Source organism: Streptomyces cinerochromogenes (assembly GCF_014648635.1).
GTDB classification, from domain to species: Bacteria; Actinomycetota; Actinomycetes; order Streptomycetales; family Streptomycetaceae; genus Streptomyces; species Streptomyces cinerochromogenes.
Map to the genome: position 1 here is coordinate 231,408 of NZ_BMRM01000004.1, position 23,032 is coordinate 254,439.

Genomic DNA, 23,032 nt, shown 5'->3' on the forward strand with positions numbered 1-23,032 from the left:
TACCCTCTTCTGTTGTGCCGAACCCCAACGAAGACACTCCCTCTGCCCTGAGCCAGGCGCAGCAGCGCGCGGTCGCCGAGCTGCTGCGGGTGGCCCCTGTCGCCGACGACCTCGCCCGCCGATTCCAGGAGGCCGGGTTCTCGCTCGCCCTCGTCGGCGGATCGGTCCGCGATGCGCTGCTCGGCCGGCTCGGCAACGACCTGGACTTCACCACCGACGCCCGCCCCGAGGACGTACTGAAGATCGTCCGGCCGTGGGCGGACGCCGTCTGGGAGGTGGGAATCGCCTTCGGCACGGTCGGCGCGCACAAGGGCGGCTACCAGATCGAGATCACCACCTACCGCTCGGAGGCCTACGACCGCTCCTCGCGCAAGCCGGAGGTGTCGTACGGCGACTCCATCGAGGAGGACCTGGTCCGCCGCGACTTCACGGTCAACGCCATGGCCGTGGCGCTGCCGGAGAAGGAGTTCATCGACCCCCACGGCGGCCTGGAGGATCTCGCGGCGCGCGTGCTGCGGACGCCGGGCACCCCTGAAGATTCGTTCTCGGACGATCCCCTGCGCATGATGCGGGCCGCTCGGTTCGCGGCCCAGCTGGACTTCGCGGTCGCCCCCGAGGTCGTCACCGCGATGACGGACATGGCCGGGCGCATCGAGATCGTGTCGGCGGAACGGGTTCGGGACGAGCTGAACAAGCTCATCCTCTCCACGCACCCCCGCAAGGGGCTGACGCTGCTCGTCGACACCGGGATCGCCGGGCATGTGCTGCCCGAGCTGCCGGCGCTGCGCCTGGAGCGGGACGAGCACCACCGGCACAAGGACGTCTACGAGCACACGCTGATCGTCCTCGAGCAGGCGATCGCGCTGGAGCAGGACGGCCCGGACCTCACGCTCCGCCTGGCCGCGCTGCTGCACGACATCGGCAAGCCGCGCACCCGCCGCTTCGAGCAGGACGGCCGGGTCTCCTTCCACCACCACGAGGTGGTCGGCGCCAAGATGACCAAGAAGCGCATGACCGCCCTGAAGTACTCCAACGAACTGGTGAAGGACGTCTCACGCCTGGTCGAGCTTCATCTGCGCTTCCATGGCTACGGCACCGGGGAGTGGACGGACTCGGCGGTCCGCCGGTACGTCCGTGACGCGGGCCCGCTGCTGGACCGCCTGCACAAGCTGACCCGCTCCGACTGCACCACGCGCAACAAGCGGAAGGCGGTGGCGCTGTCCCGGGCCTATGACGGCCTGGAGGAGCGCATCGCCCAGTTGCAGGAGCAGGAGGAGCTGGACGCGATCCGGCCCGACCTGGACGGCAACCAGATCATGGAGATCCTGGGGATCGGTCCCGGCCCGGCCGTCGGCAAGGCGTACAAGCACATGCTGGAGCTGCGCCTGGAGAACGGCCCGATGGAGCACGATGCTGCGGTGGCGGCGCTCAAGGAGTGGTGGGCCGCGCAGGACTGAGGGAGGCCCGGACGATGTTTCACGTGAAACATCCGTCCGGGACCGTCAGCATCGAGGGGCGATGTTTCACGTGAAACATCGCCCCTCGATGCTGTCCTACCGTCGCTCGAAGCGGGCCAGCGTGGCGGCGACCACTCCGTAGAGCGCGGCGACCAGAATCACCAGCGTCGCTGAGCGGCCGTCCGGCGGCAGCATCAGAGCCGCTGCCCCCGCCGCGCCGACGAAGGCGATGTTGAAGAGCACGTCGTACACGGAGAAGACGCGACCGCGGAAACCGTCCTCGACGCAGGCCTGCACGATCGTGTCCGTGGCGATCTTGGCGCCCTGGGTGGTCAGGCCCAGAACGAAGGCCGCGACCATGAGCGGCCCGGTGGCGAACGGGAGACCCAGGGCGGGTTCCAGTACCGCGGCCGCCCCGGAGCACACCACGATCCAGCGGCCGGGACCGAGCCGTCCCGCCGTCCAGGGCGTCACCACCGCCGCTGCGAAGAATCCCGCGCCGGACAGCGCCAGTGCCAGCCCGAGCAGTCGCAGTCCCTCTTCGGGGCTGTCGGCGAGGGCGTAGCGGCAGAGCATGAGCAGCAGGACGAGGAGTGCGCCGTAGCAGAAGCGCATCACGGTCATCGCGGTCAGGGCCCAGGCCGCTTCCCTGCGCCGGGGTGCTGTCAGGTGCCGGACGGCCGCCAGCAGCTCCTGTGCCGTCTCGGCGAGTGCCGCGGCCAGGCGGGGGCGTGCCGGATGCCGGTCGGGGCCGAGGAGGCCGGGCGCCAGTCGCAGGGCAGCGAGGCTCGCGCACAGATAGAGGAAGGAGCCGAACAGGACCACGGCCGCGTCCGAGCCCGAGGACAGGATCCGTACGGCGAAGGCGAGGCCTCCGCCCGTGGCCGCCGCGAGGGTGCCGGCGGTCGGGGAGAGCGAGTTGGCCAGCACCAGACGCTGGGCGTCGACGACCCGGGGCAGAGCGGCGGACAGCCCGGCGAGGACGAAGCGGTTCACGGCGGTCACGCACAGCGCCGAGGCGTAGAAGAGCCAGTCGGGGGCGTGGCCGAGCATCAGTACCGCGGTGGCTGCGGCCAGCAGGGCGCGTAGCAGGTTGCCGTACACGAACACCTGCCGGCGGCGCCATCGGTCCAGCAGGACACCGGCGAAGGGGCCGACCAGCGAGTAGGGGAGCAGCAGGACCGCCATCGCCGAGGCGATCGCGGTGGCCGAGGTCTGCTTCTCCGGGGAGAACACGACGTACGCGGCGAGTGCGACCTGGTAGACGCCGTCGGCGCCCTGGGACAGGAGGCGGACGTGGAGCAGGCGCCGGAAGTTCCGCAGGCACAGCAGGACGCGCAGGTCACGGACGACGGGCATGGATCACACCCTCACACATGCGGAAGGTCCCCGGGTCGCGGAACCCGGGGACCTTCACAGCCCTGGCAGGAGCGTTCTCGTGCGAGCGGGGCGCTGGGCGCCTTAGCGCTCGACCTCGCCGCGGATGAACTTCTCGACGTTCTCGCGGGCCTCGTCGTCGAAGTACTGGACCGGCGGGGACTTCATGAAGTACGAGGACGCCGACAGGATCGGGCCGCCGATGCCGCGGTCCTTGGCGATCTTCGCGGCGCGCAGGGCGTCGATGATGACACCCGCGGAGTTCGGGGAGTCCCAGACCTCCAGCTTGTACTCCAGGTTCAGCGGAACGTCACCGAAGGCGCGGCCCTCCAGGCGGACGTACGCCCACTTGCGGTCGTCCAGCCAGGCGACGTAGTCGGACGGGCCGATGTGGACGTTCTTCTCGCCGAGGTCCCGGTCGGGGATCTGGGAGGTGACGGCCTGCGTCTTGGAGATCTTCTTGGACTCCAGGCGCTCGCGCTCGAGCATGTTCTTGAAGTCCATGTTGCCGCCGACGTTCAGCTGCATGGTGCGGTCGAGGATGACACCGCGGTCCTCGAACAGCTTCGCCATGACGCGGTGCGTGATGGTGGCGCCGACCTGGGACTTGATGTCGTCACCGACGATCGGGACACCGGCCTCGGTGAACTTGTCCGCCCACTCCTTGGTGCCGGCGATGAAGACCGGGAGGGCGTTGACGAAGGCGACCTTGGCGTCGATGGCGCACTGGGCGTAGAACTTCGCCGCGTCCTCGGAGCCGACGGGCAGGTAGCAGACCAGGACGTCGACCTGCTTGTCCTTGAGGACCTGGACGACGTCGACCGGCTCCTCGGCGGACTCCTCGATGGTGGCGCGGTAGTACTTGCCGAGGCCGTCGAGGGTGTGGCCGCGCTGGACGGTGACACCGGTGCTGGGCACGTCGCAGATCTTGATGGTGTTGTTCTCGGAGGCGCCGATGGCGTCCGCCAGGTCGAGACCGACCTTCTTGGCGTCGACGTCGAACGCCGCGACGAACTCGACGTCGCGGACGTGGTAGTCACCGAACTGCACGTGCATCAGGCCGGGGACCTTGGACGCCGGGTCGGCGTCCTTGTAGTACTCGACTCCCTGCACCAGCGACGCGGCGCAGTTGCCCACGCCGACGATGGCTACGCGAACCGAACCCATTCCGGTTGCTCCCTGTGTGTACGAGTGAGGCCCTGAGTGGGACTCACGTGGCGGTGTCGTCGGGCGTATCCGTCCGGGAGGTGTCCCCGGGACGGGGCAGGCCGCCCGTCGATCCATTGGTGGTGTCCTGCTGAGCGGACCCCCCGGTCGCGGAACCCCTCAGGTCCCGCCCGGCCCGCTCGCTCTCGATGAGCTCGTTCAGCCAGCGCACTTCGCGCTCCACGGACTCCATCCCGTGGCGCTGGAGCTCAAGCGTGTAGTCGTCGAGGCGCTCCCGGGTGCGCGCGAGGGAGGCGCGCATCTTCTCCAGGCGCTCCTCCAGTCGGCTGCGCCGGCCCTCCAGGACGCGCATGCGCACATCGCGCGAGGTCTGCCCGAAGAAGGCGAACCGCGCGGCGAAGTGTTCGTCCTCGTACGCGTCGGGGCCGGTCTGCGAGAGCAGCTCCTCGAAGTGCTCCTTGCCTTCCGCGGTCAGCCGGTAAACGATCTTGGCGCGACGTCCGGTGAGGGGAGCGGCGAGTGCGTCGTCGTGGGTGTTTCCGGGTTCCTCGATCAGCCAGCCGTTGGCGACCAGGGCCTTGAGACAGGGGTAGAGCGTCCCGTAGCTGAACGCGCGGAACACACCCAGTGACGTGTTGAGTCGTTTACGCAGCTCGTAACCGTGCATAGGGGACTCGCGGAGCAGGCCGAGTACGGCGAACTCAAGGATGCCGGAGCGCCGGCTCATCGTCGCCTCCTCTCGGTCCCGCAGGTCTTTCCCGCAGGTCTCGCGGTGCCTCTCAGCGTCTTTATCTCACACTGATGTATCGACTCGATACATCACGACGATAGAACGGCCTCTCGCGGGCGACAAGAGGGGCGGTGGTGAACGGGATCACATCACCGATTCGTAGGAGGCAACTTGCCTGTTTTGGGGTGAACTTCGGGGCTCGGGGGGTTTTGGTGGTGCGTAGTCTGTGCGGCATGCACACCACCGGGAACCGCGAGATGCCTGGGGAGCGTCGTTGTCCCTGGTGCAGTACGGGTGAATGCAGTACCGACCACATCCGTACTTCGGGGGGACCGGAAACCAGCCGCCGTTCCAGGCGCGCACGGGTGCGCCTGCCCGAGGAGTAATCGTTCGATGAGCGAGCACCGTCGCAAACCGCCGCAGCCGCAGGAAGGCGGACGTGCCGCGGCCCGACGCGGCCAGTCCGGCTCGTCCTCCGGCCGCCGTGCGGCACCGCGAGGCGCCACCGGGTCCCCTGCCGACTCCTATGGGTCCCGTTCCTATGGGCCGGAGTCCGCTGGCTCGGAAGGTGAGGAGCGTCCCTACAGCGGCAGGGCCGAGGCCCGCCGTGCCGCCCAGAAGGGCGGCCGACGCAGAGCCGCCGACAACACCTCTCCCGGCGGCCGGCGCGGCGGCCCGGGCGGGCCGACCGGTCCCGGCCGCGGCAAGGGCCGCGCGACGACGGCGCCCGGCAAGAAGCGGTTCATCGACTATCCCCGGGCCGACAAGTTCGGCTGGCGGCGCTGGGTACCGTCCTGGAAGCTGGTCAGCGGGCTGTTCATCGGCTTCGTCGGCAGCCTGGTGGTGATGGTCGGCGTCGGCTACGCGATGGTCTCGATCCCCAACGAGAACGATGCCGCCAAGTCCCAGAACAACGTCTACTACTGGGCTGACGGCAGCCAGATGGTGGCCACCGGCACAGGCGTGAACCGGCAGAACGTCACCATCGACAAGATCCCCGAGGCCATGCAGTGGGCCGTGATCTCGGCGGAGAACAAGAGCTTCTACCAGGACTCGGGTGTCGACCCCATGGGTATCGCCCGGGCCCTGGCCAACATGGCGCGGGGCGGCCAGACGCAGGGTGGTTCGACGATCACCCAGCAGTTCGTCAAGAACACGTACCTGAGCCAGGAGCAGACGGTCACCCGTAAGTTCAAGGAGATGTTCATCTCCATAAAGGTGGGGACGAAGCTCGACAAGAAGCAGATTCTGCAGGGCTATCTGAACACCTCGTACTACGGCCGTGGTGCCTACGGCATCCAGGCGGCCGCCCAGACCTACTACGGCGTGGACGCGGTCGACCTCAAGCCGAGCCAGTGCGCCTTCCTCGCGGCGCTGCTGAAGGGCCCGACGTACTACGACCCGGCCGGCAACGCCGATCTCGACAAGTCGGCGACCGCCAAGGCGAACGAGAAGCGGTCCAGGGAGCGCTGGTCCTGGATCCTCAACGAGATGCACAAGGACAAGCACCTCAGCGACACCCAGTACCAGGACGCGATCAAGGCGTACCCCAAGCCCCAGGGCCGCAAGGCGACGAAGGGCATGACCGGCCAGATCAGCTACCTGGTCGACACGGCCAAGAAGTACGTCCTGAACCACTCCGACATCACCGAGGCGCAGTTCGACCAGGGCGGCTACCAGATCTACACGACCTTCGACAAGAAGAGCGTCAACGCCCTGAGCGCCGCCGTGAAGAAGGTCCAGAAGGAAAATCTCGACCCGAAGCACCGCGAGAAGGACAAGTACGTCCAGTTCGGTGCGGCGTCGGTGCAGCCCGCGGACGGGAAGATCGTCGCGCTCTACGGCGGTGACGGATACGAGAACGGTCACTTCACCAACAACGCCGACACCTCCGGTGTGCCCGTCGGCTCGACGTGGAAGCCCTTCGTGCTGGCCGCGGCCATGCAGTACGGCACCTACCGGTCCGACGGCGAGGGCATCTCCCCGCTGAGCAAGTACAACGGCAACGACAAGCTCAAGGTCCTCAACCAGGACGGCACCCCCGTCCTGAAGAAGGACGGCTCCGTCTTCTACCAGCGCAACGAGGGCCCCAAGCCCTGGGGCTACATCACCCTGCGCAAGGCCATGGAGCAGTCCGTCAACACGCCGTTCGTGCAGCTCGGCATGGACGTGGGGATGTCGAAGGTCCGGGACGTCGCGAAGGCGTCCGGCATCCTCGACGCCAGTTTCGCCTCGCTCAACCCGTCCTTCGCCATCGGCACCTCGACGCCGAGCGCGATCCGCATGGCCGACGCCTACGCGACCTTCGCAGCCTCCGGCAAGCACGCGGATCCGTACTCCGTGCTGAGCGTCAAGAAGGACGGCGAGGAACTGCCGGGCTTCACCAAGCCCAAGGTGACGCAGGCGATGCCGGAGAACGTGGCCAACAACGTGACGGACACGCTGGAGAACGTGATCCAGAACGGTACGGGTCAGAACGCCAAGGCCCTGGGCCGTACCGCCGCCGGCAAGACCGGTACGACCGACAGCAACAAGTCGGCATGGTTCGTCGGCTACACCCAGCAGCTGTCGACCTCGGTCGCGATGTTCCGTGAGAACCCCAAGGACCACGAGCTGCTGTCCATGAACGGTACGGCGGGTGTGGACTCCATCCACGGTGGTGACATCCCGACGCAGGTGTGGACCGAGTACATGAAGGACGCGCTCAAGGGCAAGAACGACCTCGGCTTCCCGGACGCCACCGAGATCGGCACGGTCCAGAACGAGGCGGGGGCCCCCACCCCGACCCCGAGCGCCACCATCACGCCGAGCCCGACGCCCAGCGACACGCCGAGCCCGACGCCCAGCCAGACGACCACCACGCCGTCCCCGTCGCCGAGCGAGTCCTGCCAGTTCGGCGCCTGGGACCCGAACTGCAACGGGAACGGCAACGGCAACGGCAACGGAGGCGTGGACACCGGCGGCACCGATGGAGGCGGAGGGACGACACCGACGCCCACCGCCACGGACACCACTGGAACCGGCAACACCCGTGGAAACGGCAACGGAGGCATCTTCGGTGGTCAGACGGGTTAACCCGGTGATCCGGCCGATGGGCGACCATATCGCCCACCAGGGGTGTTTCACGTGAAACATGGGCCGCCGCACCTGATCGGTGCGGCGGCCCTCGGTGTTTTCCCAGACAGGTACGGCAGGATGTGCCCCATGCCCAGTGCAGAGATGACGCCCGCGAGCAGGCACGAGCCCGAGCCCGTGGGGCCCGCCGTGGCAGAGACGGTGCAGCCGACCAGGGAGGACGAGGTCGCCGCCGCCGGCAGTGAGCTGATCGGCGGCCCCCTGGGGCGGCACGCCCTGCTCGGGAACTCCTGGTGGACCCCGGTACGGGTCGTGGCGCTCGTGGCGATCGGCATGTTCGCCCTCGGCCTGGTCCAGAAGGCACCCTGCTACAACAGCGCCTGGTTCTTCGGCGCGAGCAGCCAGTACACACACGCCTGCTATTCGGACATTCCGCACCTTTACCAGGGACGCGGGTTCGCCGACCATCTCGTGCCGTACTTCGACAAGCTCCCGGGCGACATGGACTACCTCGAATACCCGGTGTTGACCGGCGTGTTCATGGAGGTGGCGTCCTGGCTGACACCGCACAGCGGCAGCATCCAGCACCAGGAGCAGTGGTACTGGTTCGTCAACGCCGGGATGCTGATGGCGTGCGCCGCCGTCATCGCCGTATGCGTGGCCCGCACCCACCGCCGACGCCCCTGGGACGGCCTGCTGGTCGCCCTCGCCCCCGCCTTCGCGCTCACCGCGACCATCAACTGGGACCTGCTGGCGGTGGCGCTGACGGCCGCCGCGATGCTGATGTGGGCGCGGGGCCGGGCCGTCGCCTTCGGCGTCCTCCTGGGGCTCGCCACGGCCGCCAAGCTGTATCCCGTCGTACTGCTCGGGCCCCTGCTGGTCCTGTGCTGGCGGGCCGGCAAGTGGCGCGAGTTCTTCCAGGCCCTGGCCGGCGCGGTGGTCGCCTGGCTCCTGGTGAACCTGCCCGTGATGCTCACGCACGACGCGACGGGCTTCCACATCCGCGAGGGGTGGGCCAAGTTCTACACCTTCAGCAAGGAGCGCGGAGTCGACTTCGGCTCCTTCTGGCTGATCTGGGCGCAGAACACCAGCACCCCGCCCACCACCGACTTCGTCAACAACGCGGCCATGGTGCTGGTCGTGCTGTGCTTCCTCGGCATCGCGGCGCTGGCTTTCGCCGCTCCGCGCCGCCCGCGCTTCGCCCAGCTGGCCTTCCTGATGGTGGCCGCCTTCGTGCTCACCAACAAGGTGTACTCCCCGCAGTACGTCCTGTGGCTGGTGCCGCTCGCGGTCCTCGCCCGGCCCAAGTGGCGGGACTTCCTGATCTGGCAGGCCTGCGAGGTGGCGTACTTCCTCGGTATCTGGCTGTACCTCGCCTACACGACCAGCGGAGACGCCCACAAGGGCCTGCCGACGCAGGGCTACCACTGGGTGATCGTGGTGCACCTGGCGGGCACGCTGTACCTGTGCGCCGTCGTCGTACGGGACATCCTCATGCCGGAGCGGGACGTGGTGCGCCGGTCCGGTGACGACGATCCCTCGGGCGGAGTGCTCGACGGAGCGGAGGACGCGTTCGTGCTCGGCGCGGCGACCCATCCGCCGCAGCACGCCGCCCACTTCGAGGCGTCCCAGGTCGACTGGGGGCGGCCCGAGACCCTGTCGCACCAGGACAGTTCACCCTGAGCGAACACCTCATCGGTGAGGTCATGCAGAAGGCCGTATCCGGGCGTTCCGGATACGGCCTTCACGTTGTCCCGGACGGACTCAGCGGTCCACGAGACGGTCGAACTGGGTCGTGGTGTGCCGCAGATGGGCCACCAGCTCGTCACCCACCTGGGGCTCGGGGGCGTCCGCGGGCACGAACAGGATCGAGACCTGCATGTGCGGCGGCTCGGCGAACCAGCGCTGCTTGCCGCCCCAGACGAACGGAGAAAGGTTCCGGTTCACTGTGGCGAGCCCGGCGCGTGCGACGCCCTTGGCGCGCGGCATGACGCCGTGCAGGGCCTTCGGAGCCTCCAGGCCCACCCCGTGCGACGTACCGCCCGCCACGACCACCAGGAAGCCGTCCGAGGCCGCCTTCTGCTGCCGGTAGCCGAACCGGTCGCCCTTCGCCACGCGCGTGACGTCCAGGACGGCACCGCGGTACTCGGTGGCCTCGTGGTCCCCCAGCCACAGCCGCGTGCCGATGCGCGCGCGGAACCGGGTCTGCGGGAACTGCTGCTGGAGCCGGGCCAGCTCGTCCGCCTTGAGGTGGCTGACGAACATCGTGTGCAGCGGCAGCCGTGCCGCGCGCAGCCGGTCCATCCAGCCGATGACCTCCTCGACGGCGTCCGAGCCGTCGGTGCGGTCCAGCGGCAGATGGATGGCGAAGCCCTCCAGGCGGACGTTCTCTATGGCCTGGTGCAGCTGGGGCAGATCCTGCTCACTGATGCCGTGCCGCTTCATCGAGGACATCACCTCGATGACCACACGGGCACCCACGAGGCCGTACACACCGTCGATCGACGACACCGAGCGGACCACCCGGTCGGGCAGCGGCACCGGCTCCTCGCCGCGCCGGTACGGGGTGAGCACGAGCAGGTCACCGCCGAACCAGTCCTTGATGCGCGCGGCCTCGTAGGTGGTGCCGACAGCGAGCATGTCCGCACCGAGCCGTGTGGCCTCCTCCGACAGCCGCTCGTGCCCGAAGCCGTAACCGTTGCCCTTGCAGACCGGGACGAGCCCGGGGAACTGCTCCTGCACGTGCTTGTGGTGCGCCCGCCAGCGCGCGGTGTCGACGTAGAGCGTGAGCGCCATGGCCGGACCCGGAACCTTTCTCGTGGCTGGGGTGGATCGAAGGTGTGTGAGCTGTGAAGGCTATGGAATCAAACGCCCGCGCGGCTCAGCGGCGCGACATGTAGATGTCGAGCGCCTTGTGGAGCAGCTTGTTCAGCGGGAAGTCCCACTCGCCGAGGTACTCCGCGGCCTGGCCGCCCGTGCCGACCTTGAACTGGATCAGGCCGAAGAGGTGGTCGGTCTCGTCCAGCGAGTCGGAGATACCGCGCAGGTCGTAGACGGTCGCGCCCATCGCGTAGGCGTCGCGCAGCATCCGCCACTGCATGGCGTTCGACGGCCGGACCTCACGCCCGATGTTGTCGGAGGCGCCGTAGGAGTACCAGACGTGCCCGCCGACGATCAGCATCGTCGCCGCGGACAGGTTCACGCCGTTGTGGCGGGCGAAGTACAGCCGCATGCGGTTGGGGTCCTCGGTGTTGAGGGCCGTCCACATGCGCTGGAAGTACGACAGCGGCCGGGGCCGGAAGTGGTCACGGACGGCCGTGATCTCGTACAGCCGCTGCCACTCGGCCAGGTCCTGGTAGCCGCCCTGGACGACCTCGACGCCGGCCTTCTCGGCCTTCTTGATGTTGCGGCGCCACAGCTGGTTGAAGTTCTTGTGGACCTCTTCCAGGGAGCGGTTCGCCAGCGGCACCTGGTAGACGTAACGGGGCTGCACGTCGCCGAAGCCGGCGCCGCCGTCCTCGCCCTGCTGCCAGCCCATGCGGCGCAGCTTGTCGGCCACCTCGAAGGCGCGCGGCTCGATGAAGTCGGCCTCCAGGTCGCGCAACCGCTTGACGTCCGGGTCCTGGATGCCCCTCTTGATGGTGTCCGCGTTCCAGCGGCGGATGATCACCGGCGGGCCCATCTTCACGGAGAAGGCACCCTGCTGCTTCAGGTGCGCCAACATCGGCTGGATCCAGTCGTCCAGGTTCGGCGCGTACCAGTTGATGACCGGGCCCTCGGGCAGGTAGGCGAGGTAGCGCTTGATCTTGGGCAGCTGGCGGTAGAGGACCAGGCCCGCGCCGACCAGCTGGCCGCTCCGGTCGAACCAGCCGAGGTTCTCCGAGCGCCACTCCGCCTTCACATCTGCCCAGGCCGGGACCTGCATGTGGCTCGCCGCCGGCAGGCTCTGGATGAATGCCAGATGCTGCTCGCGACTGATGGTCCTCAGGGTCAGGCTCATTCGGGGCGCTCCTCGGGCTGGTGTGTCCCCATGGGTACAGGGGCTCCGGCTCTCGCGCCGAAGCCTACTGCGCCGTGCGAGCGCCCCGACTGGGCGTACGGCCCTTTGTCCCGGCGGGTCAGCCGATCAGCCCGCCGAACAGGCCGCCGTGCGCCATGCCGATCAGGAAGCCGACTCCCGCGGCACCGAGACCCAGGATCAGGAAGAACCGCTCCCTCGTGGTCTCCGAGACCCACTGCCCGTACACGCCGGTGGCCAGTGCCACCAGGCCCGCCCAGGAGCTCAGCAGGTGGAGGCTGTGGAAGAAGGATGTGATGAAGGACAGCAGGCCCAGGGCGAATGTGATCGCCATCAGGGCGTCCTGCAGCGGATGGGGCTTGCCGTCCGTGGCGAAGAGGGAACCGGCGGTGTTGGGTCGCAATGCCTGTGCCATGGGCACCTCCTGCGGAAGCGGCGCATCGTAGCGCCGTACACACCCGATGTGTACAGATTGTGGGCCTCGACGGCCGGATTTCAACCGGAAGCGGGTGTGCGGGTAGTCTGTACCGTCTGCACTGGTGTCTGCCCAGACCTGTCCAGGTCACACTGCCCGGCTCCCCTGAGGGGACCCCGATTGTCAGTGGCGGCCGATACCGTTGCGTACGCATCACAACCCTCCTGCCACGGAACGACCGTGGCCGCTGAGTCCAAAGGAGGTGGGTTCCACATGCGTCACTACGAGGTGATGGTCATCCTCGACCCCGATCTCGAGGAGCGCGCTGTCTCCCCGCTGATCGAGAACTTCCTGTCCGTCGTCCGTGACGGCGGCGGCAAGGTTGAGAAGGTCGACACCTGGGGCCGTCGTCGTCTCGCCTACGAGATCAAGAAGAAGCCCGAGGGCATCTACTCGGTCATCGACCTGCAGGCCGAGCCTGCGGTCGTCAAGGAGCTCGACCGCCAGATGAACCTGAACGAGTCGGTCCTCCGGACCAAGGTCCTCCGCCCCGAGACCCACTGAGCGCCCGCGCTCAGCTGATCTCGGGATTCGAGTAGCAGCAACCAAGCAGCCAGAGCAGCAAACCCGCCGAGAGGTTCCCCCATGGCAGGCGAGACCGTCATCACGGTCATCGGCAATCTTGTCGACGACCCCGAGCTGCGCTTCACCCCGTCCGGTGCGGCGGTCGCGAAGTTCCGCGTCGCGTCCACCCCCCGCACCTTCGACCGCCAGACGAACGAGTGGAAGGACGGCGAGAGCCTCTTCCTGACCTGCTCGGTCTGGCGCCAGGCGGCGGAGAACGTCGCCGAGTCGCTCCAGCGAGGCATGCGCGTCATCGTGCAGGGCCGGCTGAAGCAGCGGTCCTACGAGGACCGCGAGGGCGTCAAGCGCACGGTCTACGAGCTGGACGTCGAGGAAGTCGGCCCCAGCCTGCGCAACGCCACGGCCAAGGTCACCAAGACCGCCGGTGGCGCTCGCGGTGGCCAGGGTGGTTACGGCGGCGGTGGCGGCCAGGGTGGCGGCGGCTGGGGCGGAGGCTCCGGTGGCGGCCAGCAGGGCGGCGGCGCTCCGGCCGACGACCCGTGGGCGACCGGCGCTCCCGCCGGTGGCAACCAGGGTGGCGGCGGCTGGGGCGGAGGCTCCGGCGGCGGTGGCGGCTACTCGGACGAACCCCCCTTCTAAGCCTTCGGGCCAGGCCTTCGGGCCGGTCCGGGTCGAGGGCGGGTCGTACCCCAACTTCTTGATCACACAGGAGAAACACCATGGCGAAGCCGCCTGTGCGCAAGCCTAAGAAGAAGGTCTGCGCTTTCTGCAAGGACAAGGTCACGTACGTGGACTACAAGGACACGAACATGCTGCGGAAGTTCATTTCCGACCGCGGCAAGATCCGTGCCCGCCGCGTGACCGGCAACTGCACGCAGCACCAGCGTGACGTCGCCACGGCCGTCAAGAACAGCCGTGAGATGGCGCTGCTGCCCTACACGTCCACCGCGCGCTAAGGGAAGGGTGACCGACTCATGAAGATCATCCTCACCCACGAGGTCTCCGGCCTCGGTGCCGCCGGCGACGTCGTCGACGTCAAGGACGGCTACGCTCGCAACTACCTGATCCCGCGGAAGTTCGCTATCCGCTGGACCAAGGGTGGCGAGAAGGACGTCGAGCAGATCCGTCGTGCTCGCAAGATCCACGAGATCCAGACCATCGAGCAGGCCAACCAGGTGAAGGCCCAGCTCGAGGGCGTCAAGGTCCGCCTGGCCGTCCGCTCCGGCGACTCCGGCCGTCTCTTCGGTTCCGTCACCCCGGCCGACATCGCTTCCGCGATCAAGGCTTCCGGTGGCCCCGAGGTGGACAAGCGCCGCATCGAGCTGTCCGCTCCGATCAAGACCCTGGGCGCCCACGAGACGTCCGTGCGTCTGCACCCCGAGGTTGCCGCCAAGGTCAACATCGAGGTCGTCGCGGCCTGATCGCCGCGTGATCGCTGCGCTCGCTTGAGCCAGTGAAAGGGGCCGCACCCTTCAGGGTGCGGCCCCTTTTCCATGCGCGTTTCCTGTTGAAGCAGCCGCTCCCCTGAAGACGTGTTTCACGTGAAACGGTCAGCGAACTCGTGAAACGGTCAGCGGGTCGCGCCTGTCACGATCCAACGGCCCGAGCGGGCCCGCAGCCACAGGGTCAGCAGCCGGACCGTCATCATCAGCGTCATCGCCGCCCAGAGCGCGGTGAGTCCGCCGCCGAGCGTGGGGACGAGCAGGGCCACCGGAGCGAACACGGCCAGGGTGAGGACCATGGCCCAGGCCAGGTAGGGGCCGTCGCCGGCGCCCATCAGGACCCCGTCCAGGACGAAGACGATCCCGCAGACGGGTTGCGAGAGTGCCACGAGCAGCAGGGCCGGCAGTGCGGCGTCCTTCACCCCGGAGTCACTGGTGAACAGCGGCAGGAAGAGCGGCCGTGCGGCCACCACGATCAGGCCCAGTACGACGCCGGTCGCGATGCCCCACTGGATCATGCGACGGCAGGCGAGGCGTGCCCCCTCGGCATCGTCCGCGCCGAGGTAGCGGCCGATGATGGCCTGCCCCGCGATCGCTATCGCGTCGAGTGCGAAGGCGAGAAGGCTCCACAGGGAGAGGACGATCTGGTGCGCGGCGATGTCGGCGTCACCGAGATGCGCGGCTACCGCTGTGGCGATCATGAGGATCGCTCGTAGGGAGAGCGTCCGGACCAGGAGAGGGACGCCGGCCTGGGCCGAGGCCCGGATGCCGACGGCGTCGGGCCGGAGGGAGGCACCGTGCCGACGGGCCCCGCGTACGACGACGGTGAGATAGACGGCTGCCATGCCGCACTGCGCGATGACCGTGCCCCATGCGGAGCCGGCGATGCCGAGCCCGGCGCCGTAGACGAGTCCCGCGTTGAGGGCGGCGTTGGCGATGAAGCCGGCGACAGCGACGGTGAGCGGGGTCCTGGTGTTCTGCAGTCCGCGCAGTACTCCGGTTGCGGCCAGGACGATGAGCATGGCGGGGATGCCCAGCGCGGAGATCCGCAGATACGTCGTGGCGTAGGGGCTCGCGGTCGTGGAGGCGCCGAAGAGGTTCACGATGCCGGGGGCCAGGGGCAGGACGACGGCGATCACGGCGAGGCCGAGCAGCAGTGCCAGCCAGATGCCGTCCATGCCCTGGCGGATGGCCGCCGGGAGATCACCGGCTCCGACTCTGCGGGCGACGGCGGCCGTGGTGGCGTAGGCGAGGAAGACGAAGACGCTGACGGCGGTGGTGAGGAGCGCCGAGGCGACGCCGAGACCGGCGAGCTGAGCGGTGCCGAGATGGCCGACGATGGCACTGTCCGCCATGACGAAGAGAGGCTCGGCGACGAGCGCGCCGAAGGCCGGGACGGCCAGCGCGACGATTTCTCGGTCGTGCTGCCGCCGAGTGGCCTGGGGGATCTCCGGAGCCTGTGTCATGAGCATCAATCTAATCGTCCACAGGTAAGTGATGCAACTGGGAAGTGCTCCTTACTTCCCTTCTCGGCTCGTGTCCTTTCGGGCACCGTTCGAGGCGATCTTGGCCCGACTGGGGAAGTTTTTTCTCTGCACAGCCGGTGGATCATAAAAGTGCAGGTCAGGGGCTTGTCGGTGGGGAGATCGAGGGCTTGTTCACAGGGCTTTCCACCGGGTCGTGCACAGGTTTCGCCGAGTTCTCCACAGCATCGGGCCAGTCGTCCACATGGCCTGTGGATAACCAGATTGGCTGACGGTGCCGACGGGCCTACGGTTGTCCGGCGCCCGCTCCTTCTCCCGGCCCGGCAAGCATCCATCGTCCGGCCGGGGAATCGTCACAAATCCGACGTCGCAGGAACCGGAGTTGGGCCTCTTAGTTGTCAGTGTCGTGCCGTACAAAAGAGGACACGGCGAGGTCCGCCGTGCGGACGGGAGGAGGTGGCTCGGTGAGCATTTCCGAGCCCTTGGACGATCCGTGGGCCGACAGCGGACCCAGTGATCGTCTGCCGGCCTCCCGTCGGCGCGGTGACGGCGGCCGGGGTCGTGACGAGCAGCACGACCGGGGCCGGGACAACAGCGGCTGGGACGGCGGAGGTTCCGCCTTCGAGCGGGTGCCGCCCCAGGACCTGGACGCCGAGCAGTCGGTCCTCGGCGGCATGCTGCTGTCGAAGGACGCCATCGCCGACGTCGTGGAGATCCTCAAGGGCCACGACTTCTACAAGCCCGCGCACGAGACGATCTACCAGGCCATCCTGGACGTCTATGCCAAGGGCGAGCCGGCCGACCCGATCACCATCGCCGCCGAACTCACCAAGCGCGGCGAGATCAACAAGGTCGGCGGCGCCGCGTATCTGCACACCCTCGTCCAGACTGTGCCGACGGCGGCCAACGCCGAGTACTACGCGGAGATCGTCCACGAGCGGGCCGTCCTGCGCCGCCTGGTCGAAGCAGGCACGCGCATCACGCAGATGGGATACGCGGCCGACGGGGACGTGGACGAGATCGTCAACCGCGCCCAGGCCGAGATCTACGCCGTCACCGAGCAGCGCACCAGCGAGGACTACCTCCCGCTCGGCGACATCATGGAAGGCGCCCTGGACGAGATCGAGGCGATCGGCTCGCGCAGCGGCGAGATGACGGGCGTGCCCACCGGGTTCACCGACTTCGACTCGCTGACGAACGGCCTCCACCCGGGCCAGATGGTCGTCATCGCGGCCCGTCCCGCCATGGGTAAGTCCACCCTCGCCCTGGACTTCGCGCGGGCGGCCTCCATCAAGCACAACCTGCCGAGCGTCATCTTCTCGCTCGAAATGGGCCGCAACGAGATCGCGATGCGTCTGCTGTCCGCGGAGGCCCGGGTCGCCCTGCACCACATGCGGTCCGGCACGATGACCGACGAGGACTGGACGCGGCTCGCCCGCCGGATGCCGGACGTGTCGGCCGCGCCGCTGTACATCGACGACTCCCCGAACCTGTCGATGATGGAGATCCGTGCCAAGTGCCGGCGCCTCAAGCAGCGCAACGACCTCAAGCTGGTCGTCATCGACTACCTCCAGCTGATGCAGTCCGGTGGCTCCAAGCGTGCCGAGAGCCGTCAGCAGGAGGTCTCGGACATGTCCCGTAACCTCAAGCTGCTCGCGAAGGAGCTGGAGATCCCGGTCATCGCGCTCTCCCAGCTCAACCGTGGCCCCGAGCAGCGCACCGACAAGAAGCCGATGGTCTCCGACCTGCGTGAGTCCGGCTCCATCGAGCAGGACGCCGACATGGTCATCCTGCTGCACCGCGAGGACGCCTACGAGAAGGAGTCCCCCCGCGCGGGTGAGGCCGACCTGATCGTCGCCAAGCACCGAAACGGTCCGACGGCCACCATCACGGTGGCGTTCCAGGGTCACTACTCCCGCTTCGTGGACATGGCCCAGACCTGATCCCCCGGGCTCGTCCGCCTGTGCGGGGCAAATGGATTCGACGCCCGCCTCCGCACCGGGTGGACTGGGGGCCATGACGACAACTCAGGAAGCGCTGCTGCCCGGCACCCGCCGTGCCCTGCTGCACCGCATCGCCGTCGCACAGGCCGAAGGACGGGCTCCGTCTTTGGTGGCCGCCGTCGTACGGGACGGGCAGGCGGTCTGGCACGGGGCGCGGACCTCGGTGGACGGACACGGACCGGACGAGACCGTGCAGTACCGGATCGGATCCATCACCAAGACCTTCACCGCCGTCCTGGTGATGCGGCTGCGTGACGAGGGTCTGCTCGATCTCGGTGATCCGCTGGAGAAGCATCTGCCGGGTACCGGCGTGGGGGAGGCGACGATCGCGGAACTCCTCGCCCACACCGCGGGGCTGGCGGCCGAAACGCCCGCGCCCTGGTGGGAGCGGACGCCCGGTTCCCTGCGGCCGGAGTTGAGCGATGTGCTCGGGGAGCAGCCCGTGGTGCATCCCGTCGGCCGACGGCACCACTACTCCAATCCCGGTTACACCCTGCTCGGCGCCCTGGTGGAGGAGGTACGCGGCGCTCCCTGGGAAGAGGTGCTGCGCGGCGAGATCCTCGAACCCCTGGGACTGCACCGGACGAGTGCACAGCCGGTTCCCCCGCACGCGGGCGGTTGGGCCGTTCACCCGTGGGCCGACGCGCTGCTGCCCGAGCCGCTGGAGGACCTGGGCCGGATGGCGTCGGCCGGCCAGCTCTGGTCGACTACCGGCGACCTGGCGCGGTTCGCCGTGTTTCTGGCCCGTGGGGACGACCGTGTCCTGAGCGCGGAGTCGGTACGGGAGATGCGCACCCCGGCGGCGCCTGCCGAGGCCGCGGACGTGCTGGACGGAGCCACGTACGGGCTGGGCATGCAGATCCAGCGCCGGGACGGCCGACTGCTCGTCGGGCACTCCGGGTCCCTGCCGGGCTTTCTGGCGAACGTCACCATCAGCGTGGACGACGATGTGGCCGCGGTGGTGCTCGCCAACTGCACCAGCGGCCTGCTGGTGGCGGCCGTCGGAGCGGACCTCGTCCGGATCGTCGCGGAGGCGGAGCCACGGATCCCCGAGCCCTGGCGGCCGCTGCGCGAGGTCGATCCGGCGGTACTGGAGCTGGTGGGGCAGTGGTACTGGGGGACCTATGCCTTCGGTCTGCGCGCGACCGCCGACGGCCTTCTCGCGCTGGCACCCCTGGCCGGCGGCGGTCGCCGGGCCCGGTTCCGGGCGAACGGCGACGGCACCTGGACGGGGCTGGAGGGCTATTACGCCGGTGAGCTGCTGCGGCCCGTACGGCGCCCGGACGGGTCCCTGAGCCATCTCGATCTTGGCTCGTTCGTGTTCACCCGACAGCCGTACGAGCCCGGCTCGTCGGTGCCCGGCGGTGTGGACTCGGAGGGGTGGCGGGGCATCGGCTAACCCGCCGGTCACAGGGGGTGTTTCACGTGAAACACCCCCTGCCCGGAAAACACCCCCTGCCTCATTCCAGTGCGCGGAAGGGGGTGGCGAAGATGCAGCCTGGGGGTCAAAGGGGCAGCTTGAAACCCTCGTGCGAGGCGGAGAAGCCCAGCCGCTCGTAGAAGCGGTGGGCGTCGGTGCGCGTCTTGTCCGACGTCAGCTGCACCATCCGGCAACCGAGCCGCCGGGCGGTGTCGACCGCCCACTCGATCAGCCGGCTGCCCAGCCCACTGCCCCGCTCGTCGGCGTGGATGCGCACCGCCTCGATCAGCGCTCGGGTGGCCCCCTTGTGCGAGAGTCCCGGGATGATCGTGAGCTGGAGGGTCCCGATCACGCGGCCCGCGCGCACGGCGACGACGACATGCTGGTTCGGGTCGGCGGCGAGGCGTTCCAGCGCGGTCCGGTACGGCGTCAGGTCGTCGGGGGACTCGCGCTGGGCACCGAGCGGATCATCGGCGAGCATCGCGACGATCGCCGGCAGGTCGTCGGCGGTCGCGGCACGTATTTCAAGATCTCCCATGCGCGCACCCTATGCGGGCACGTTCAGCGACTCCACCACACGGACCAGCGGGGCGAGTTCGGGGTTCCTGGCAGCGTCGTCCAAGGCCTCGCGCAGAGCGGCGTCGTTGGTGGGCCGGGCCTCCTCCAGCAGGCGCAGGCCCGCCGAGGTGACGTTGGTGTAGATGCCGCGTCGGTCGGTGGGGCACAGATAGCGCTCCAGCAGGCCGCGATCCTCCAGTCGGGTCACCAGGCGCGTGGTGGCGCTCTGGCTGAGCACGACCGCGTCGGCGACCTGCTTCATCTGCAGGTGCCCGCCCTCACCGTCGTGCTGCCTGCTGAGCACATCCAGCAGTGAGTACTCGCGCACGCTCAGATCGTGCTTGGCCTGCAGGGCGCGCTCGATGTGCGCCTCGATCCTCCCGTGCAGCGCAGAGAGGGCGCACCAGCCCTGGGCGAGGGCAGTGAGCGCGGGGTCCGTCGCTGTCATTGGCGTTCTCCTCCGTCCCGGAGCGGCTGCATCACAAGGGTAGAGCACCACCGCAATAGTCGTCGCTTGCGTTTATCCCGCGTCTGCAACTATTGTGAACGAACGCAAAGCGCTCCTGCAATCGTTTGGGAAGGTGTACCCCTTCATGCCTCTCGCGCTTCTGGCCCTCGCGATCGGGGCCTTCGGAATCGGAACGACCGAGTTCGTGATCATGGGCTTGCTGCCCGAGGTCGCGGGTGACTTCGGGGTCTCCATCCCCACGGCGGGCCTGCTCGTGACCGGCTACGCGCTCGGCGTGGTCATCGGTGCCCCGCTGATGACCGCGCTCGGCACCAAGGTCCCGCGCAAGCGGATGCTGATGCTGCTGATGGGCTTCTTCATCGCCGGAAACCTGCTCTCCGCCGTGGCCCCGGTATTCGCGATCATGCTGGTCGGACGGGTGATCGCCTCGCTCGCCCACGGTGCCTTCTTCGGCATCGGATCCGTCGTCGCGGCCGAGCTGGTCGCACCCGACAAGAAGGCCGGCGCCATCGCCATGATGTTCACCGGCCTGACCGTCGCCAACGTCGTCGGCGTCCCGCTGGGCACGTTCATCGGACAGAGCGTCGGCTGGCGCGTCACCTTCGCCGTCGTCGCCGGCCTCGGCGTGCTCGGCCTGATCGGCATCGCCAAGCTCGTCCCCGAGCTGCCGCGCCCGGAGGGTGTCCACCTGCGCCACGAGCTGGCCGCCTTCAAGAACGCCCAGGTCCTGCTCGCCATGGCGATGACCGTCCTCGGCTTCGGCGGTGTCTTCGCGGCCATCACCTACATCGCGCCGATGATGACCCACATCGCCGGTTTCGCCGACGGCTCGGTCACCTGGCTGCTGGTCCTGTTCGGCCTCGGCATGGTCGGCGGCAACCTCGTCGGCGGCAAGTTCGCCGACCGCGCCCTGATGCCGATGCTGTACGTGTCCCTGGGAGCCCTGGCCGTCGTCCTGGCGCTCTTCACGCTGACCGCCCACAACAAGATCGCCGCAGCGGTGACCATCGCCCTGATCGGCGCGCTGGGCTTCGCCACCGTGCCGCCGCTGCAGAAGCGCGTCCTCGACCAGGCGCACGGAGCCCCGACGCTCGCCTCGGCGGTGAACATCGGCGCCTTCAACCTGGGCAACGCCCTGTCCGCCTGGCTCGGCGGCCTGGTGATCGCGGCCGGCCTCGGCTACACGTCCCCCAACTGGGTCGGCGCCGCCCTCGCCGCCGCCGCTCTGGTCCTCGCCGTCCTCTCGGCCGCCCTGGAGCGCCGCGACCGTGCGCACGGTGCCGTCGTCGCCTCCGGGACGCCGGCCGGGCAGCGGACCCCCGTCCACCACTGAGCCGCCCACACCGCAGGCGCCGCGCCGTCCGCCCATCCACAGACGTCCGTACCGGGCGCCCTCCGGTACGGCAGCATCCACACAGCACCATCCAAGGAGACAGCTCCATGAGCACCACCGCCGTCACCCCGCTCACCACCGAGGACGCCGAGCTGCTCGTCGCCACGGCCCGCCGGGCGGCCGAAGACGCCGGAGTCACCGTCAGCGTCACCGTCCTGGACGCCGGCGGCCATCTGCTCGCCTTCCGCCGGGACGACCGGGCCGTACTGATCTCCGGTGAGACCAGCACGCGCAAGGCCTACACGGCCCTCCAGCTCAACGCGCCCACCGCCGACCTCGTGGACGCCGTCCAGCCCGGCGGCCTCTTCCACACGCTGCCCACGGCCCTCGACCGCCCCCTGCTGTTCATCGCGGGCGGCATCCCCGTCCACCGTGACGGCCGGCTGATCGGTGCGATCGGTGTCGGCGGCGGTGCGCCGGAGCAGGACCACGGGTTCGCCACCGCGGCCGTGCAGGCGCTCGCCTGAGTCACAGCTCGTCCGGGCGTACCTCGGCCTCATGACGCCGGCCCCCGCCGCTTCCGAGCGGCGGGGGCCGGCCTGTGTCGTCCGCGGGTCAGCCCGCGGCGACCGTCAGGGGCGCGAACCGCCGGGTCCAGTCCCCCGGCAGCTCCGTGATGCCGTAGGTCATCACCGCGTTGAAGGCGATGGAGGCCAGCCCCCGCTCCTTCGCCCAGGTCAGCAGCTCCTCATGGCGCACGTCGATGTCGGTGCGCAGGGGGCGCTCGGTACGGGCCGCCAGCGAGGCGATCAGCGCCTTGGCGGTCTCCGTGTCCCGGGCGATCAGCGGGCCGACGACATGGGTGTCCATATTGGGCCACGCGGCTGTGTAGCCGATGAGCTGTCCGTCCTCCTCGGCCACCCGCAGCTGATCGGCGAAGGCGGGCAGCCGGGTGATGAGAGGTGTGCGGTCGCTGCCGAACACCTCCTCGTCCAGACGCAGGATCGCGGGCAGGTCGTCCGCGGTGGCGGCACGCGTGACGACCGCCGATTCCGGGCCGCTGGGCGTGAAGCGGCCCTTCAGCATCTCCGCCCGGCCCGTCACCTTGAAACCCAGTTCCTCGTAGAGGGGACGGCCGTACGGTGTGGCGTGCAGGGTCAGCGGCGTGGTTGCCATGAGTGACACGACGTGCCGCATCAAGCGGCGCCCGATGCCCTGACGGGCGTGGCGCCCGGCCACCAGGACCATGCCGATGGCGCCGAGATCCGGCCGCTCCCACGCGCCGTACTCCGTGACCACGCATGCGGCGACGAGGCCGCCCTCGGGATCATCGATGCCGTAGCCCTTCCCGGCCGAGAGCAGAAGGCCCCACTTGTGTTCCTCGCGTGGCCACCCCCGGTCCTCGGACAGATCGGCGCAGGCAGTCAGATCGCGAAGCGTCAGGCGGCGGATGGGCAGAGCAGCGAGGGGAGGAGTTGGCACGCAGGTCAGGCTGTCCG

General features: G+C 68.9%; 21 protein-coding genes. 11 read left to right on the forward strand and 10 right to left on the reverse strand.

Going from position 1 to position 23,032, the window contains the following annotated elements; genetic code table 11:
* The first annotated feature begins 14 nt into the window (after positions 1–14).
* A complete protein-coding gene (locus tag IEZ20_RS10100; RefSeq protein WP_189296641.1) occupies positions 15–1,457 on the forward strand; it encodes a CCA tRNA nucleotidyltransferase in 1,443 nt (480 codons plus the stop codon).
* A gap of 96 nt (positions 1,458–1,553) precedes the next feature.
* On the opposite strand, the gene IEZ20_RS10105 is transcribed toward IEZ20_RS10100, so the two are convergent.
* From IEZ20_RS10105 to IEZ20_RS10115, 3 genes are all read right to left on the reverse strand, one after another.
* Positions 1,554–2,816: an MFS transporter gene (locus IEZ20_RS10105; RefSeq protein WP_189296643.1), complete on the reverse strand. Its 1,263-nt coding sequence runs from the start codon at positions 2,814–2,816 to the stop codon at positions 1,554–1,556.
* A 102-nt stretch (positions 2,817–2,918) separates the two neighbouring features.
* On the reverse strand, positions 2,919–4,001 hold the full coding sequence (locus IEZ20_RS10110) for an inositol-3-phosphate synthase (protein WP_181792762.1): 1,083 nt from the start codon (positions 3,999–4,001) through the stop codon (positions 2,919–2,921).
* Between the two features lie 43 nt (positions 4,002–4,044).
* Positions 4,045–4,728: a PadR family transcriptional regulator gene (locus IEZ20_RS10115; protein ID WP_189296645.1), complete on the reverse strand. Its 684-nt coding sequence runs from the start codon at positions 4,726–4,728 to the stop codon at positions 4,045–4,047.
* A 396-nt stretch (positions 4,729–5,124) separates the two neighbouring features.
* On the opposite strand from IEZ20_RS10115, the gene IEZ20_RS10120 reads away from it, so the two are divergent.
* Positions 5,125–7,806, forward strand: coding sequence for a transglycosylase domain-containing protein (locus IEZ20_RS10120; protein WP_189296647.1), 2,682 nt, complete (start codon positions 5,125–5,127; stop codon positions 7,804–7,806).
* A 129-nt stretch (positions 7,807–7,935) separates the two neighbouring features.
* On the forward strand, positions 7,936–9,489 hold the full coding sequence (locus tag IEZ20_RS10125; protein WP_373303919.1) for a glycosyltransferase family 87 protein: 1,554 nt from the start codon (positions 7,936–7,938) through the stop codon (positions 9,487–9,489).
* An 81-nt stretch (positions 9,490–9,570) separates the two neighbouring features.
* On the opposite strand, the gene IEZ20_RS10130 is transcribed toward IEZ20_RS10125, so the two are convergent.
* The 3 genes from IEZ20_RS10130 to IEZ20_RS10140 all read right to left on the reverse strand — a co-directional run bounded on the left by IEZ20_RS10130 (position 9,571) and on the right by IEZ20_RS10140 (position 12,239).
* Positions 9,571–10,602, reverse strand: a complete 1,032-nt coding sequence (locus IEZ20_RS10130) for an alanine racemase (RefSeq protein ID WP_189296650.1) — start codon at positions 10,600–10,602, stop codon at positions 9,571–9,573.
* 85 nt (positions 10,603–10,687) lie between these two features.
* On the reverse strand, positions 10,688–11,806 hold the full coding sequence (locus IEZ20_RS10135) for a lipid II:glycine glycyltransferase FemX (RefSeq protein ID WP_189296659.1): 1,119 nt from the start codon (positions 11,804–11,806) through the stop codon (positions 10,688–10,690).
* A 118-nt stretch (positions 11,807–11,924) separates the two neighbouring features.
* Positions 11,925–12,239 carry a hypothetical protein gene (locus IEZ20_RS10140; protein WP_189296661.1) on the reverse strand — a complete coding sequence of 105 codons (315 nt, stop codon included), beginning with the start codon at positions 12,237–12,239 and terminating at the stop codon, positions 11,925–11,927.
* 273 nt (positions 12,240–12,512) lie between these two features.
* Here IEZ20_RS10140 and rpsF point away from each other — a divergent pair, with 273 nt between their 5' ends.
* From rpsF to rplI, 4 genes are all read left to right on the forward strand, one after another.
* Positions 12,513–12,803: a 30S ribosomal protein S6 gene (gene rpsF, locus IEZ20_RS10145; RefSeq protein ID WP_014673750.1), complete on the forward strand. Its 291-nt coding sequence runs from the start codon at positions 12,513–12,515 to the stop codon at positions 12,801–12,803.
* Positions 12,804–12,884: 81 nt separating this feature from the next.
* Positions 12,885–13,463, forward strand: coding sequence for a single-stranded DNA-binding protein (locus IEZ20_RS10150; protein ID WP_189296663.1), 579 nt, complete (start codon positions 12,885–12,887; stop codon positions 13,461–13,463).
* Between the two features lie 80 nt (positions 13,464–13,543).
* A complete protein-coding gene (gene rpsR, locus IEZ20_RS10155) occupies positions 13,544–13,780 on the forward strand; it encodes a 30S ribosomal protein S18 (protein ID WP_003949403.1) in 237 nt (78 codons plus the stop codon).
* 18 nt (positions 13,781–13,798) lie between these two features.
* On the forward strand, positions 13,799–14,245 hold the full coding sequence (gene rplI / locus IEZ20_RS10160; RefSeq protein ID WP_189296665.1) for a 50S ribosomal protein L9: 447 nt from the start codon (positions 13,799–13,801) through the stop codon (positions 14,243–14,245).
* Between the two features lie 149 nt (positions 14,246–14,394).
* Here the strand turns inward: rplI and IEZ20_RS10165 are convergent, their stop codons facing one another.
* Positions 14,395–15,738: an MATE family efflux transporter gene (locus tag IEZ20_RS10165; RefSeq protein WP_189296667.1), complete on the reverse strand. Its 1,344-nt coding sequence runs from the start codon at positions 15,736–15,738 to the stop codon at positions 14,395–14,397.
* A 476-nt stretch (positions 15,739–16,214) separates the two neighbouring features.
* Here IEZ20_RS10165 and dnaB point away from each other — a divergent pair, with 476 nt between their 5' ends.
* A complete protein-coding gene (gene dnaB / locus IEZ20_RS10170; RefSeq protein WP_189296669.1) occupies positions 16,215–17,693 on the forward strand; it encodes a replicative DNA helicase in 1,479 nt (492 codons plus the stop codon).
* A gap of 73 nt (positions 17,694–17,766) precedes the next feature.
* The gene (locus IEZ20_RS10175; RefSeq protein ID WP_189296671.1) at positions 17,767–19,152 is read left to right on the forward strand and encodes a serine hydrolase domain-containing protein; all 1,386 of its coding nucleotides are present in this window, start codon (positions 17,767–17,769) and stop codon (positions 19,150–19,152) included.
* 106 nt (positions 19,153–19,258) lie between these two features.
* Here the strand turns inward: IEZ20_RS10175 and IEZ20_RS10180 are convergent, their stop codons facing one another.
* A complete protein-coding gene (locus IEZ20_RS10180) occupies positions 19,259–19,711 on the reverse strand; it encodes a GNAT family N-acetyltransferase (protein WP_189296673.1) in 453 nt (150 codons plus the stop codon).
* Positions 19,712–19,720: 9 nt separating this feature from the next.
* Positions 19,721–20,179 carry a MarR family winged helix-turn-helix transcriptional regulator gene (locus IEZ20_RS10185; protein WP_189296675.1) on the reverse strand — a complete coding sequence of 153 codons (459 nt, stop codon included), beginning with the start codon at positions 20,177–20,179 and terminating at the stop codon, positions 19,721–19,723.
* Positions 20,180–20,324: 145 nt separating this feature from the next.
* Here IEZ20_RS10185 and IEZ20_RS10190 point away from each other — a divergent pair, with 145 nt between their 5' ends.
* Positions 20,325–21,533 carry an MFS transporter gene (locus IEZ20_RS10190; protein WP_189296677.1) on the forward strand — a complete coding sequence of 403 codons (1,209 nt, stop codon included), beginning with the start codon at positions 20,325–20,327 and terminating at the stop codon, positions 21,531–21,533.
* 107 nt (positions 21,534–21,640) lie between these two features.
* A complete protein-coding gene (locus IEZ20_RS10195) occupies positions 21,641–22,060 on the forward strand; it encodes a GlcG/HbpS family heme-binding protein (RefSeq protein WP_189296679.1) in 420 nt (139 codons plus the stop codon).
* Between the two features lie 88 nt (positions 22,061–22,148).
* Here the strand turns inward: IEZ20_RS10195 and IEZ20_RS10200 are convergent, their stop codons facing one another.
* Positions 22,149–23,015 carry a GNAT family N-acetyltransferase gene (locus tag IEZ20_RS10200; protein WP_189296682.1) on the reverse strand — a complete coding sequence of 289 codons (867 nt, stop codon included), beginning with the start codon at positions 23,013–23,015 and terminating at the stop codon, positions 22,149–22,151.
* Positions 23,016–23,032: the final 17 nt, after the last annotated feature.

Excerpts from the sequence above, each read along its gene's own strand:
- IEZ20_RS10105 (WP_189296643.1), bottom strand. The coding sequence starts at position 2,816 with ATGCCCGTCGTCCGTGACCTGCGCGTCCTGCTGTGCCTGCGGAACTTC.
- IEZ20_RS10125 (WP_373303919.1), top strand. The coding sequence starts at position 7,936 with ATGCCCAGTGCAGAGATGACGCCCGCGAGCAGGCACGAGCCCGAGCCC.
- rpsR (WP_003949403.1), top strand. The coding sequence starts at position 13,544 with ATGGCGAAGCCGCCTGTGCGCAAGCCTAAGAAGAAGGTCTGCGCTTTC.
- IEZ20_RS10190 (WP_189296677.1), top strand. The coding sequence starts at position 20,325 with ATGCCTCTCGCGCTTCTGGCCCTCGCGATCGGGGCCTTCGGAATCGGA.
- IEZ20_RS10110 (WP_181792762.1), bottom strand. The coding sequence starts at position 4,001 with ATGGGTTCGGTTCGCGTAGCCATCGTCGGCGTGGGCAACTGCGCCGCG.
- IEZ20_RS10175 (WP_189296671.1), top strand. The coding sequence starts at position 17,767 with ATGACGACAACTCAGGAAGCGCTGCTGCCCGGCACCCGCCGTGCCCTG.
- rplI (WP_189296665.1), top strand. The coding sequence starts at position 13,799 with ATGAAGATCATCCTCACCCACGAGGTCTCCGGCCTCGGTGCCGCCGGC.
- rpsF (WP_014673750.1), top strand. The coding sequence starts at position 12,513 with ATGCGTCACTACGAGGTGATGGTCATCCTCGACCCCGATCTCGAGGAG.
- IEZ20_RS10180 (WP_189296673.1), bottom strand. The coding sequence starts at position 19,711 with ATGGGAGATCTTGAAATACGTGCCGCGACCGCCGACGACCTGCCGGCG.
- IEZ20_RS10195 (WP_189296679.1), top strand. The coding sequence starts at position 21,641 with ATGAGCACCACCGCCGTCACCCCGCTCACCACCGAGGACGCCGAGCTG.
- IEZ20_RS10115 (WP_189296645.1), bottom strand. The coding sequence starts at position 4,728 with ATGAGCCGGCGCTCCGGCATCCTTGAGTTCGCCGTACTCGGCCTGCTC.
- IEZ20_RS10185 (WP_189296675.1), bottom strand. The coding sequence starts at position 20,179 with ATGACAGCGACGGACCCCGCGCTCACTGCCCTCGCCCAGGGCTGGTGC.
- IEZ20_RS10120 (WP_189296647.1), top strand. The coding sequence starts at position 5,125 with ATGAGCGAGCACCGTCGCAAACCGCCGCAGCCGCAGGAAGGCGGACGT.
- IEZ20_RS10150 (WP_189296663.1), top strand. The coding sequence starts at position 12,885 with ATGGCAGGCGAGACCGTCATCACGGTCATCGGCAATCTTGTCGACGAC.
- IEZ20_RS10165 (WP_189296667.1), bottom strand. The coding sequence starts at position 15,738 with ATGCTCATGACACAGGCTCCGGAGATCCCCCAGGCCACTCGGCGGCAG.
- IEZ20_RS10140 (WP_189296661.1), bottom strand. The coding sequence starts at position 12,239 with ATGGCACAGGCATTGCGACCCAACACCGCCGGTTCCCTCTTCGCCACG.
- IEZ20_RS10130 (WP_189296650.1), bottom strand. The coding sequence starts at position 10,602 with ATGGCGCTCACGCTCTACGTCGACACCGCGCGCTGGCGGGCGCACCAC.
- IEZ20_RS10135 (WP_189296659.1), bottom strand. The coding sequence starts at position 11,806 with ATGAGCCTGACCCTGAGGACCATCAGTCGCGAGCAGCATCTGGCATTC.